Here is a 12,120-nt window from a genome sequence, read left to right as displayed (position 1 = left end):
AGTCGTGGATGCGGGCCGCGTGGGGGCGGGTGGTGCGGTATATGGGCCCAGCCCGCGGACCGCCTGCGCCCGGGCAGTCGGGCGGTCGAGCAGTCGGGCAGTCGGGCAGTCGGGCAGAGCCGACATCCGCCCCCGTGCCGGGCTGTTCCGGCCGCGGCCCGACCGGAGGGAAGAGCTAGGGGGTGAGCGGCAGTTCGGCGAGGCTGTGCCAGCCCGTGCGGGTCAGGCCGACCACGTGCAGGGCGGTTACTTCCGTGGTGATGGGCAGGGCGGCGGCGGTACGGCGGTCGATCTCGGCGGCGGCCCGCGGGGTCACGTCCAGGGCGACGGTGAGGTGCACCGGCGGGCGGGGGCCGAACCGGCCGCCGTAAGGGACCTGCGCCGGGAACGCCGTGCGCACGGCATCGGCCACCCGGTCCAGTTCGGGCACCGGGACACCGACGAACCCGCCGTTTCGTTCGACCGCGGCCAGCCTGACGGGGACGGGGCCGACGGGAAGGACGGCCCGCAGCCGGTCCACGTCCGACCCGTCCACCTCGTCCGCGGGCAGCCAGGGATAGAGCAGCGCGGCGTGGGCGGGCACACCAGGCCGCACCGCCAGTGCGTCCACCTCGGCGGCCGACCTCAACACGGCCTCGGCGTCCGGCAACAGCGCCAGTACGGCCGTCGTACCCGTCCGCGCCATCTACTGCCCCTTCCCGCGCCCCGTGTCTTTCCGGTCGAACCGACCCCTACGCCGTCCGAACGGTCCCGGCGGTGACGGTCCCGCGCGGCACGGTGCGGGCACGTGGGTGTTGTCGTCGCGCACCGACCATCAGTCGTTGGCCCGGGGCTGGAGGATGCGCTGGTACCAGGTGCCCGGCCTGCCGCCCAGATCGGCCGGGGCGGCAGGGCCGACCGGCACGAACTCGGCCTTGGCCAAGACCTTCCGGGACGCCGCGTTGTCGTGGGAGGCGGCCGCCCGCAGGGTGCGCAGGCCGTGCGTCACCGACGCCGTCCGGCACAACTCCCGGACGGTCGCGGTCGCCACGCCGCGGCCGGCCACCCGCTCCGCGACCCGGTAGCCGAGTCTGGCGGTGCCGTCCTCCAGGTCGTACAGGTTGAACCGGCCGAGTACCTCGCCGTCCTCGGCGACGAGCACGTAGAAGGCGCAGACACCGGCCTCCTGTTCGGCCAGCAACGCGTCGTACCCGTCGGCGAACCGGTCGAAGTAGTCGTCACCGCGGTCGGACACCGCGGCAGCGAAGTAGGCGCGGTTCGCCAACTCGAAGGCCAGGACGGCCGGCGCCTGGTCGGCATGCAGCGGGATCAACTCGGGCATGGCCCGACTGTACCCGGAGCGCGGGCGGCGGCCGGTCCGGGGCAGGACGCCTTCATTGGCTCGGCTCGGACAGCGGCATCGGCAGGTGCGGCGTGGGTGTTCACGCACCGGCCCAGCGTGTGCTCGACTCCGCGGCGGCGGCGACGAAGGAGGCGACCAAAGGGCGGCGGTCGTCCTGGGACCAGGCGAGGACGAGTTCGCTGTCGGGGGCGTCGGTCACGGGCCGGTAGGTGAGGTCGGGGTGCATGGGCTGGGCGAGTGAGCGGGGCAGGAGCGCGACGGTGCGGCCCAGTCTGATCATGTGCAGGACCTCGGCCGCGTCCGTGACCTCGGGCCCCTGCCCGGCCTCGGGCGCTCCGGTCCAGCGCACACCTTTCCAGCGGGGCAGCGTCTCCTGGGCGAGGTCGGCGAGAGTGACCTCCGAGCGGGAGGCGAGCCGGTGGTCCGGCGGCAGGATCGCGACCCGTCCCTCGACCATCAGGGTTTCGTGGTCCAGGCCGGTCATGTCGTCGAACGGAGCGTAGAGCAGGGCGACATCGGCCCGGCCGTCGCGCACGTGGTCGGCGCGGTCGGTGGCTCCGCCGAACAGGATGTCCACCTGGCGGGCGTCGGGCCGGCCGGCGTACGCGGCCAGGATCCCGGACAGGAGGTTCGCGTCACCTCCGGGTTTGATCACCAGACGCAGATGGGCCTGGCGATCACCGGCCCGGCGCGTCTTCTCGGCAGCCGCGCCGACGGCGTTGAGCGCGTGCCTGCCGTGGTGCAGGAGCGCGTCACCGGCGGGGGTGAGGGCGACGTGCCTGCTGGAGCGCTCCAGCAGCCGCACTCCGAGCCGGGATTCCAGGCGCCGGATCGCCTTGGACAGGGCCGGCTGCGCGACCGCCAGGCCGGCCGCGGCGCGACCGAAGTGCAATTCCTCCGCCACGGCGACGAAGTACTCCAGCTCGCGGGTCTCCAGCTCGGCCATGCACCGAGGCTACCGCCTGATCCATTCCCACGAGGCATGGAGCGAGAACGGATGGATCTTGGACGGGCGGGAAAAGTGCCTGTTCTCTGGAGGCATGATTCACCACACGATGATCGTCGCGTTCGACAGTCCGATTCCCACGAGTGAGCTGGACCGGTACCTCGAGGAGTTCGAGGAGCTCGTGATGGGTTCCGGTCTCGTCGAGTCGGTCGCGACCCGCCACCACATCCGCGTCCCGGGTGACGACCACGCCCCGGTGGCCATCGCCAGCGCCGTCGTGCAACTGCGCCTGGCCGACCTCGACGCCCTGAACGCGACGTTCACCATGCCCGGGGCCCTCGACCTCATCAAGCGCTGGCAGGCCCGCCACCCCTACCAGGCCGTCTGGGTCAACCACGAGCCGTTGACCTGACCCGCACTGCCGACCCGGCGCGGCGGGACACGGGCCGAGGCGCGGGCTAGGAGGCATCCTCGTCGCCGTCGCGCAGGGAACGGATCATGCTCCGCAGGCTGCGGAACGCGTGTGCCTGCTCCGCCTCGGTCATGCCGGCCAGCATCCTGACCTCGACGGACCGGACCGCCACGGTCGCCTGCTCCAGGCTCCGGCGGCCGCTCGGCGTGAGCCGCGCGGGAAGGACCTTCCCGACGGCCGCCTCCGCCGGCCTGGTCACGTAGCCCTCGCGTTCCAGGGTCTGGAGCAGCACGTTCATCGTCTGGCGCGTCACGAACGCGCCACGCGCCAGCTCGGAGTTCGACAGGCCCGGCCGTTGGGCCAGCAGCTCGAGGCAGGAGTAGTGCGTCACGCTCATGCCGAGGGGCCGCAACACCTCCTCCATGGCGGTGCGCAGGGCACTCGAAGCCTCTTTCAGCAGGTAGCCCAGTGATTTGTCCAGGTCGATGCCGGCACCCTTTTGACTCATGTCAGTATTCTGACATACGCTCCATGTCAGAAAGCTGACACGGAGAGAAGGAGCACCACCATGCCCGCCACCGGTCCCGACTTCATCTCGTTCCAGGCCCGCGACCTCGACGCCTCGCAGGCGTTCTACGAGCGGTACCTCGGCCTCGTCCGCTCGCCGGCCGGGCCGCCGCACGCCGTGGTGTTCGAGACGAAGCCGATCGCGTTCGCCCTCCGCGAGGTGGTGCCCGGCACCGATCTCGCGTCCGTCTCCCAGCCCGGCATCGGTGCCGCGATCTGGTTCCACGCCACCGACGTCCAGGCCGTCCACGACGCTCTCGTCGCCGACGGGCACACCATCGTCTCCGCACCGATCGACGGCCCGTTCGGCCGGACGTTCACCTTCGCCGACCCCGACGGCTACCACGTCACGCTCCACGACCGCACCTGACCGGCGGAAGGCCCACGCCTTTCCGGGCGGCAGCCCCCGCAGCCACCACCCCGAGGACCCCCGTCCCCGCTCCGCACTCGGCGATGATCAAAGATGGACGGAGCACGAAGGACGGAAGGCGTCGGCCCGGCCACCGCGCCGGGCCCGGAAGGGAGATGCCATGGCCAAGGCGGTACGGGCCTCGCTGGGCGAGATGTCGATCACGTGTCAGGTCTGCGAGAACGACCTGTTCCGCGAACGGGGAGTGAAGCTCAACAGCACGGGCGGGGAGTTGTTCAATCTCGCCTGGGCCGACGAGAGGGCCACGGGGCTGATCTGTCTGCGGTGCGGTTACGTGCACCTCTTCGTCAATCCGGAGATCAAGCTGCACCGCGCCAAGGACTGACACGCGATCGGCCGCGAGCGGCCACGAGCGGTCCGCGGCGACCGCGCGCCCGGGGCAGCGGGCCGGGGCCGCCCCGGGCCCCGCCGGTCGCGCGGCTTCAGTCCGCGGAGAACCGCAGATACGGAGCGACGCTCCGCAGCTTCTCGCAGGTCTCCTCGATCTCCCGTTCCGGGCTCGACTGGGCGGTGACCCCGGCGCCCGCCCGCAGCCACGCCCGGTTCTCCGCGCCGATCAGCGTGCGCAGGACGAGCGCGGCGTCCAGGGCGCCGCTGGTGCTCCCCCGGAACACCGCGCCGCCGTACAGCCCGCGTGGCCCGTCCTCGTGGCGGGCCAGGGTCTCCAGTGCGGCACGCTTGGAGACCCCCGTGGCGGTGATCGCCGGAAAGAGGGAGGCGAAGGCGTCCCACGGTCCGGTGTCCGGCCGGAGCCGGCCCGTCACCCGCGAGGCGAGGTGCTGCACCGATCCGCGTGGCCGGACCGCCATGTACTCCTCGACCACGACGGAGCCGGGGCTGCACACGGCCGCCATCTCGTCCCAGGCCAGACGTACCGACACGGCGTGCTCGTGTATCTCCTTGGGATCGCTGAGCAGTTCCGCGCGCCGGCGCTCGTTCTCCGCCGGGTCCGCACCGAGGGCGCGAGTGCCCGCGAGCGGCTGGGTGCTGACGCGGCCGTCGTCCCCGACCTCGAGGACGGTCTCGGGACTGAATCCGGCAGCCCGGTAACCGCCGAGGTCCAGCAAGTACGAACGTGCCGGTGTGTTGGCCCGGCGGCCCGCGAGATAGGTGGCGGGAAAGTCCGGGTGGGGCTCGGCGGGCAGCGGAACCTTCCGGGAGACCACGGCCTTCTCCAGCAGCCCGGCGCGGATGTCCCCGACCGTACGGGCGACCGCCTGGCCGTAGGCGGCACCGCCGGTGGCGATGATGCCCTCGGTCCCCTCCCGCATGTCCCGCGTGTCCCGCATGGGTTCGTCGCGGGCGGAGGGCTGCCCGGACGCGGGCTCCGCGAGCAGGTCGGCGACCTTGCGGGCCCATGCCTCGTCCACCGCGCGGATCACCGTCGAGTCGCCGCCGAGGGTCACCTCGACGGACGGGATCAGCGCGTGCAGCAGGGGCCGGTCTCCGGCCGACGCGGGGTCCGCGTGGAGGAGGTGGGCGAGTTCGAAGGCCGCCCAGCCGTAGAAGTGGCGCCCGCCGGCCATCTCCTCCCGCGCGCCGATCCCCTCGCCCTTGCCGACCTCCCCGCCCTGGCCTCCCTCGTCGTCCTCGTCGCGCAGGGCGGACAGGGCGTCGGCGAACGCCGCCAGCGGCCTCCCGTCGGTGCGCGAGGTCCAGGTGCGTCCGGCGGCGCACGCGGTGATGCCGCCGGGGTCCGCGGTGACACTCACGTCGGAGCCCGCCGCGAAGTGCCACACTCCGCCTTCCGCCTCGTACACCACGTACTGGCCCGCGAGTCCGGCCCGGGCGAGGCGGGTGGCGGTGGCCATCGGGTCGGGGCAGGGCTCCCGGGTGCTCACGCACGTGAGGGGCGGGACGGACCTCGCCCATGCCTCCCAGGTGTTCCGGGATCCGGTGCTCATCGTGTCGTGCCTTCCTTCTGCCGTACGGTCGGAGGTGGTCGCGGGTGTCCGGTGGGCGGTCATGACGGTGCCGCCTCCAGCCGCCACCCGTGGGCCCGCGCGCGCCGCTCCCAGAAGCAGGCGTACGTGCCGCCCGCCGTCACCAGGTCGTCGTGCGTGCCCCGTTCGGTGATCTCGCCGTCCTCCAGGACCAGGATCTGGTCGGCGCGTACCACGGTGCTCAGCCGGTGCGCGATGACCAGGAGGGTCTTGCGGTCCGCCAGGGCCCGGACGGCCTGTGCGAACAACGCCTCGTTCTCCTGGTCGAGGGCCGCGGTGGCCTCGTCGAGGACAAGGATCGGGGCGTCCTTGAGCAGCGCGCGGGCGATGGACACGCGCTGCCGCTGACCGCCGGAGAGACGTGCGCCGCCCTCGCCCACCTTCGTGGCCCAGCCGTCGGGCAACTCCTCGATCACGCGGTCGAGGCCGGAGAGCGCCGCGGCCTCGGCCAGTGCTGCGGCGTCCGCGTCGGGAGCGGCGATGCGGACGTTCTCCTCGATCGAGCCGTCGAAGAGGTAGACGTCCTGGAAGACGAGGGAGACGTGGGCGGTCAGATCGTCGGCGGCGATCTCGCGGACGTCGACGCCGCCGATGCGGACGGTGCCCTCGGTGGCGTCCCGGAAGCGGGCGAGCAGCCCGGCGACCGTGGTCTTGCCCGCGCCCGACGGGCCGACCAGCGCCGTCATGCTGCGCTCGGGCAGGCGGAAGGTCACGTCGCTGAGGACCGGGCGTGCGGCCGGGGCGTCCACCGGATCGCCACCGCCGTCGGCGTAGCGGAAGCCGACCCCGGTGAACTCCACGCTCGCGTCGCGCGGCGTCTTCGGCTCGGCGGGCTGGGGGAACGGCGGTTCGTCGAGGACCGCGCCGAGGCGTTCCAGGGTGTTGCGGGCGATGCGCATCCCGGCACCGGCCTCGGCGGCGGACGACACACTGTCGATCAGGCGGACCAGCAGCACGAGGAGCGCCAGCAGGGTGGGCACGGTGAGCGAGCCGTCGAGCTGCCAGGACACCCCGAGGGCGAGCAGCAGGGCGAACACGAGCCGGGTGGCGAAGGAGAACGAGACCAGCCCGGGCAGCCCCCGCGCGATGAGCCGCCGGTCCGCGCGCGCCTCGGCCACCAGGGCGTCGTCCAGCGCCCCATGGCCTTCGGCGGTCCGGCCGAAGGCCCTCAGGACCGGCTGGTTGCGCGTGTACTCGAGGACCCGGTCGGCGGACTCGCCGATCGCGGCGTCACGGCCGAGGTCGAGCCGGCGCATCACGGTGGTGCTCGCGGCCTGGACGGCGAACAGCACGGGCGCGCACACCAGCAGCACCAGGGCGGTGCGGACGTCGAAGAAGAAGGTGGCGATCACCAGGGTCGCCGGGGTGAGCAGGGAGCTGATGAAGGGGCGCAGCAGGTGGGCCGGTGTGCTCATCACCTGGATGACGTTCTGCCCGGCCAGCCTGCTGAACTCGGCCGTGCGGCCGGTGGTGAACCAGCCCAGGGGCAGGCGCAGGGCCTGGTCCGCCATACGGCGGTGCAGGACCCGGGAGAGCCGGGACCCCACCGTGAACCCGCCGGCGATGGCCGCGCCCTGGAGCAGGGCGAGTGCCAGGGCGCAGGCGGCGAACGCCGTCAGCCAGGGCCACACGTCGTCGGGTTCGGGGCCGAGCAGGGCCCGCAGGACGGGTACCAGGAGGGCGAAGGCCACGCCTTGCAGGACGGCCGCGCCGCTCTGGAGGACGAGCAGCCGGTTGAGCGGGCGGGAGCCCTCCGGCCCGAGGACACGGTAGAGCTGACGGATCATCGTGCACTTCCTTCTCGGAGGTCGTCCGCGCTCCGCTGGGCGTTCCACAGCGTGGTGTAGCGGCCGCCGGCGGCCAGCAGGTCGTCGTGGCGGCCCTGTTCGGTGACGCGCCCGTCCTCCAGCACCACGATCCGGTCGGCGGAGCGGACGGTCGACAGCCGGTGGGCGACGACGAGCAGGGTGCGACCCGCCGCGAGCGCGGACAGCGCGTCCTGGATCAGTGCCTCGGAGTGCGGATCGGCGTACGCGGTCGCCTCGTCGAGCACGAGCACCGGTGCGTCGGCCAGCAGGGCCCTGGCGATGGAGAGGCGCTGGGCCTCACCGCCGGACAGGGTGACGGCCGTGCCGAGTTCGGTCGCGTAGCCGTCGGGCAGGGTGGTGATCCGGTCGTGGACGCGGGCGGCGCGGGCGCACCGCTCGACGTCCTCGTCGGTGGCCTCGGGGCGGCCCAGGCGGATGTTGTCGCTGACGCTCGCCCGCAGCAGCCGTACGTCCTGGAGGACGAAGCCGACCCGGCGGTACAGCTCGGTCGCGGGGATGTCGCGGAGGTCGACGCCGCCGAGGGTCACCGTGCCGGCGGTGACGTCGTGGAAGCGGGGCAGCAGCGACGCCAGGGTGGACTTGCCCGAGCCGGAGGGTCCGACCAGCGCGGTGACCGTGCCGGGCGCGAGGTCGAGGTCGACGTCGTGCAGGACGTCGGTCTGCCCGTCGTAGGAGAAGGACACCCCGCGCAGTCGGACGTGGTGGCCGTCGGGCAGGGCGGGGGTGGCGGGCTCGGGGAGGGTCGGGGCGCGCAGCAGCTCCGTGATGCGGACGGCGGCGGCCTGACCGGCCCGGATCTGCTGGATGCGCGGGCCCACCACGCCCATGGGCGCGGCGACGGCGGGGCCCAGCAGGAGGAAGGGGACGAGTTCGGCGCCGGTCAGCAGGTCCTGGGTGACGAGCACGGTGCCCGGCACGGTCAGCAGCAGCAGGACCACGGCCGGGGCGACCACCAGCACGGCGGCGGTGGAACTGACCAGGGTGGTGCGGACCCAGCGGGCGAAGAAGTCGGCGAAGCCCTCGGTGGCGTCGACGAAACGCTCGTGGGCCTTGCGGCCGCGCCCGAAGCTCTTGAAGACGGCGATGCCGGAGGCGAACTCCACGGCGGCGGCGGAGATCCGCCCCACCGCGGCGCCGAACGCGGCCATCTGCGCCGCCGCGCCCGCCATCGCCCGACTGAACAGGTACACGCCGAGCAGCAACGGCACGACGCTGAGCAGGGCGAGGCGCCAGTCGACGGTGAACAGGTAGGCCAGGGCCAGGACCGGTGCGGTGACCACGGCGACGATGTCGAGCAGGGTGTGGGCGAACAGCGTGTGCAGCGCGCTCACGTCGTCCTGCACCGCCTGTTTGACCTCGCCGGTGCCCCGCTCGGTGAGCCGGCCGAGCGGCAGCCGCCCGATGTGCCGGGCGAGCCGGCGGCGCAGGGCGAGCTGGAGGTCGTTGTCGGCGAGGTGGGCCAGGGCGCCGGCCGCCGTGCCGCATGCCAGGGCGAGGAGCCCCGCCGCGCAGGCCAGCGCGACCAGCGGCCACAGGGTGTCGCCGTCGGCGGGCGCGTCCGCGGTGAGTCGGCCGGCGATCTCGGAGACGGCGATGAACGGCACCACCCCGGCGAGGGCCGCGACGGTCTGGAGGCCGACGGCGACGGCCAGCCGGCTCCGGACGGGCCCGGTCAGCTCGCGCAGGGGGCGTGGACGTGCCCCGGTGCCCGCCCCGGGGGCTGCCGGGTTCCGGGGCACCGGGTCCGGGCCGGTCCCGGACGGTTGTGACTTCACTTGACGAGTACTCCGATTTCGGGGATGGGCCGCCCGCCCGCCTCGGTGATCCGGCGGCTGGTCATGCCCGCCTCGCGGGCCAGGCGGGCGACGTCGAAGGTGTGCCAGTCGTAGCTGTCGGCGACCTCGCGCACGGTGCGGCCGTCGCGCAGCACCTTCCAGGTCGTGGTGAACCGCATGGCGTCGCCCTCGGTGGGTTCGCCGCCGATCCACCACTCGTACGTCTGGCGGCCGATGGTCTCCCTCAGGGACATCACCGGCGGGATGACGCGGGGTGAGGAGACGCCCATCAGTTCCACGACGATGGGCGCTCCCTCCGGCAGCCGGGCCGCGAGCCGCTTCCACAGCGCCACGCGCTCGGGGGCGGTCAGATGACCGGCCACGCCGAAGATGACGACGGCACTGAGCCGTTCGGGCAGCACGAGGTCCTGGGCGGCGCCGTCGGCCACCGTCACCCGGCGCCGCAGGTCCGGGTCGCGGGCGACCCGGGAGGTGAGCATGGCCCGCATGGTGGCCGACGGTTCGGCGGCGAGGATCTCCGCCTCGGGGAGCGCGGCGGCGATCACCTCGGTCACGCGTCCGGTGCCCGCACCGATCTCCAGGACCGGGCCGTGGGAGACGTCCAGACCCGTGAGGACGCGGGTGAGCGGGGGGCCGCTGCTGGCGGTGTGCCGGGTGGCGACCAGTTCGTAGAACTCGGCCGAGGTCGAGTAGTAGTCGATCACGACGGTCTCCTGGCGGGGGCTGCCGAAGGGGTGCGGGTGAGGGGGAAGGACCGCTCGGGGACGGCCGGACGGCGGGCGGTCACGGGGTGCTCGGCCAGGTGCGCCGGCCGTCCGTGGCCAGTGAGGGGTCCAGTCGGCGCAGCACGGTGGCGACCACCTCGCGGCGTCGCGGGGTGAGGTAGAAGTGGTCGCCGGGGAAGACCCGGACCTCGGTGCGAGCGGTGGTCAGGCCCGCCCAGCCGCCCGCCCGGTCGCGGCTGCGTTCCTCGCCGAGTTCCGGGTCGGTGTCGCCGGTCAGCACGTGGATCGGGCAGGACAGCGGCGGCCGCTCCGCGGGCCGGTGGGTCTCGATGATCCGGTAGTCGTGGCGGACTGCGGTGAGGACGAGGGCCCGCAGCCCCGGGTCGTCGAGGACCTCGCGGCTGGTGCCGCCGAGCCGGGCCAGCTCCGCGCACAGGACGTCGTCGTCCTGGCGGTGGAGCTGCCCGGTCACCGCCGTGCCGGGTGCGGCCCGGCCCGACGCGAAGAGCCGGCGCGGGCCGGGGACGCCCCGGCGGCCCAGTTCGTGGGCCAGTTCCCAGGCCACGGCCGAGCCCATGCTGTGCCCGAAGAGGGCGTACGGCCGGTCGAGCAGCGGCAGGACGGCGTCCGCCAGCGCGGTCGCCAGCTCGCCCATGTCGGCGCTCGCCGGGTCGTCGAAGCGGTCCTCGCGGCCCGGGTACTGGATGCCGACGAGTTCGACCTCGGGGGGCAGCAGGGCCGCCCAGGGCCGGTAGAAGCCCGCGCTGCCGCCGGCGTGCGGCAGGCAGACCAGCGTGCGCCGGGAGGCGGAACCCCCGTTCCAGCGTCTGATCCACGGGCTGTCGGCCCGTGCGGCGCGGGCCGAGGAGTTCGGCGAGAAGGCGGCGGTCACCAGGTCACCATCAGTTCTTCGAGGCCGAAGGTGGCCGAGTCGTGTTTGACGACGACCTGGTCCCGCTCCCCCGCGAGGCGCAGCGTGGGGACGCGGCGGACGAGGGTTTCCAGGGCGACCTCCAGCTCCAGCCGCGCCAGGTGCTGACCGACGCACTGGTGCACTCCGTAGCCGAAGGCCACGTGGTGGTTGTCCGTGCGGTGGAAGTCGACCCGCTCGGGATCGTCGAACTGCTCGGGGTCGTGGTTGGCACCGGCGAGGAGTGCGATGACACCGTCGTCGGCGGGGACGGTGCGGCCGGACAGCTCGATGTCCTCGGCGGCGACGCGCAGCGGAATGGAGTCGGCGACGGACAGGACGCGCAGGAGTTCGTCGACGGCCGCGGGCATCAGCGAGGGGTTCTCGCGCAGTTCCGCCAGCAGCTCCGGCCGGTCCAGGAGGAGCAGGGTGCTCAGGGCGATCATGCTGGTGGTGGTCTCGCGGCCGGCGTTGATGGTGATGCCGAGCGTGGACAGCAGCTGGTCCGTCGTCACGGTGCCGGGGACCAGGTGGTCGGTGACGAGCTTCGAGATCAGGTCGTCGCGGGGCTCCTGGCGGCGCTCGGCGACCAGCCCGGCGAGCAGGCCGAAGAGGCCGCCGAGGGCTTCGGAGACCTGCTCGGCGGTGCTGTTGCGGGAGCCGGAGATCCGGGTGACGTCCCGGAAGAACTCCAGGTCGTGCCGCGGGATGCCGAGCAGTTCGCAGATCACCGACGTGGAGACGGCGTTGGCGTAGGCGGTGACGAAGTCCACCGGACCGCCGGCGTCCAGCATGCCGTCCAGGATCTCGTCCACCCGTGCCTGTACGGCGGGCCGCATCGCGCGGACCCGGCGCACGGTGAACGCCGGCAGCAGCATGCGCCGGTAGCGGGTGTGCTCGGGGGCGTCGGTGCGGATGAAGGGGCGGAACCTGGCCCCGGCCTCCTGCTCGCCCTCCCCGAGGGCGGGGAACCCCGGGCGGCGGATGTCGGCGCTGGCGCGCGGGTCGGAGAGCAGTTCCCGTACGTCGTCGTAGCGGGTCACCACCCAGGCCTCCCGCCGGGTGGGCAGGGTGACGCGGGCGACCGGGTCGTCGGTGCGCAGTGCGGCGTACTCGGCGGGCGCGGCGAAGGGGCAGCCGCGCCGGATCGGGAAGTCGCGGGGCGGGACGGTGCCGGGGGTGTCGGACGCCGTCGGGGATTCGGGGGATGTCATCGGTGG

The 12,120-nt window shown here is 73.5% G+C and carries 13 protein-coding genes; 3 read left to right on the top strand and 10 right to left on the bottom strand.

What is annotated here, in order from left to right; all coding sequences use genetic code 11:
* Positions 1 to 175: 175 nt before the first annotated feature.
* The 3 genes from B9W62_RS38630 to B9W62_RS38620 all read right to left on the bottom strand — a co-directional run bounded on the left by B9W62_RS38630 (position 176) and on the right by B9W62_RS38620 (position 2,288).
* Positions 176 to 685, bottom strand: a complete 510-nt coding sequence (locus tag B9W62_RS38630; RefSeq protein WP_087811550.1) for a 2'-5' RNA ligase family protein — start codon at positions 683 to 685, stop codon at positions 176 to 178.
* A gap of 129 nt (positions 686 to 814) precedes the next feature.
* Entirely contained in the window at positions 815 to 1,321 is a 507-nt protein-coding gene (locus tag B9W62_RS38625) for a GNAT family N-acetyltransferase (protein WP_087811549.1), read from the bottom strand.
* A 100-nt stretch (positions 1,322 to 1,421) separates the two neighbouring features.
* Positions 1,422 to 2,288: a LysR family transcriptional regulator gene (locus B9W62_RS38620; RefSeq protein WP_087811548.1), complete on the bottom strand. Its 867-nt coding sequence runs from the start codon at positions 2,286 to 2,288 to the stop codon at positions 1,422 to 1,424.
* Positions 2,289 to 2,382: 94 nt separating this feature from the next.
* Between B9W62_RS38620 and B9W62_RS38615 the strand changes: the two genes are divergently transcribed.
* Positions 2,383 to 2,700 carry a hypothetical protein gene (locus tag B9W62_RS38615; protein WP_087811547.1) on the top strand — a complete coding sequence of 106 codons (318 nt, stop codon included), beginning with the start codon at positions 2,383 to 2,385 and terminating at the stop codon, positions 2,698 to 2,700.
* 46 nt (positions 2,701 to 2,746) lie between these two features.
* On the opposite strand, the gene B9W62_RS38610 is transcribed toward B9W62_RS38615, so the two are convergent.
* Positions 2,747 to 3,208, bottom strand: coding sequence for a MarR family winged helix-turn-helix transcriptional regulator (locus B9W62_RS38610; protein ID WP_087811546.1), 462 nt, complete (start codon positions 3,206 to 3,208; stop codon positions 2,747 to 2,749).
* Positions 3,209 to 3,268: 60 nt separating this feature from the next.
* Here B9W62_RS38610 and B9W62_RS38605 point away from each other — a divergent pair, with 60 nt between their 5' ends.
* Together B9W62_RS38605 and B9W62_RS38600 are read left to right on the top strand one after the other, a co-directional pair.
* Positions 3,269 to 3,637: a VOC family protein gene (locus B9W62_RS38605; RefSeq protein ID WP_087811545.1), complete on the top strand. Its 369-nt coding sequence runs from the start codon at positions 3,269 to 3,271 to the stop codon at positions 3,635 to 3,637.
* Positions 3,638 to 3,797: 160 nt separating this feature from the next.
* A complete protein-coding gene (locus B9W62_RS38600; protein ID WP_087811544.1) occupies positions 3,798 to 4,022 on the top strand; it encodes a hypothetical protein in 225 nt (74 codons plus the stop codon).
* A gap of 97 nt (positions 4,023 to 4,119) precedes the next feature.
* On the opposite strand, the gene B9W62_RS38595 is transcribed toward B9W62_RS38600, so the two are convergent.
* The 6 genes from B9W62_RS38595 to B9W62_RS38570 all read right to left on the bottom strand — a co-directional run bounded on the left by B9W62_RS38595 (position 4,120) and on the right by B9W62_RS38570 (position 12,114).
* Positions 4,120 to 5,601 carry a salicylate synthase gene (locus B9W62_RS38595; RefSeq protein WP_087811543.1) on the bottom strand — a complete coding sequence of 494 codons (1,482 nt, stop codon included), beginning with the start codon at positions 5,599 to 5,601 and terminating at the stop codon, positions 4,120 to 4,122.
* A gap of 59 nt (positions 5,602 to 5,660) precedes the next feature.
* Positions 5,661 to 7,427, bottom strand: coding sequence for an ABC transporter ATP-binding protein (locus tag B9W62_RS38590; RefSeq protein ID WP_087811542.1), 1,767 nt, complete (start codon positions 7,425 to 7,427; stop codon positions 5,661 to 5,663).
* Positions 7,424 to 9,244 (bottom strand): ABC transporter ATP-binding protein, encoded by a 1,821-nt coding sequence (locus B9W62_RS38585; RefSeq protein WP_087811541.1) that lies wholly within the window; start codon positions 9,242 to 9,244, stop codon positions 7,424 to 7,426. The genes B9W62_RS38590 and B9W62_RS38585 overlap by 4 nt, the downstream gene beginning before the upstream one ends.
* Positions 9,241 to 9,969, bottom strand: a complete 729-nt coding sequence (locus tag B9W62_RS38580) for a class I SAM-dependent methyltransferase (protein WP_087811540.1) — start codon at positions 9,967 to 9,969, stop codon at positions 9,241 to 9,243. Before B9W62_RS38580 ends, B9W62_RS38585 begins: the two co-directional genes overlap by 4 nt.
* A gap of 79 nt (positions 9,970 to 10,048) precedes the next feature.
* Positions 10,049 to 10,882 (bottom strand): thioesterase II family protein, encoded by an 834-nt coding sequence (locus tag B9W62_RS38575; protein WP_087811539.1) that lies wholly within the window; start codon positions 10,880 to 10,882, stop codon positions 10,049 to 10,051.
* Positions 10,879 to 12,114 carry a cytochrome P450 gene (locus B9W62_RS38570; RefSeq protein WP_087811538.1) on the bottom strand — a complete coding sequence of 412 codons (1,236 nt, stop codon included), beginning with the start codon at positions 12,112 to 12,114 and terminating at the stop codon, positions 10,879 to 10,881. The genes B9W62_RS38575 and B9W62_RS38570 overlap by 4 nt, the downstream gene beginning before the upstream one ends.
* Positions 12,115 to 12,120 lie beyond the last annotated feature (6 nt).

The sequence above is a fragment of the Streptomyces sp. CS113 genome, assembly GCF_002188365.1.
GTDB lineage: Bacteria > Actinomycetota > Actinomycetes > Streptomycetales > Streptomycetaceae > Streptomyces > Streptomyces tendae.
Note: the sequence above shows the minus strand (reverse complement) of the source record. Positions and strands in the feature narration are given on the sequence as shown.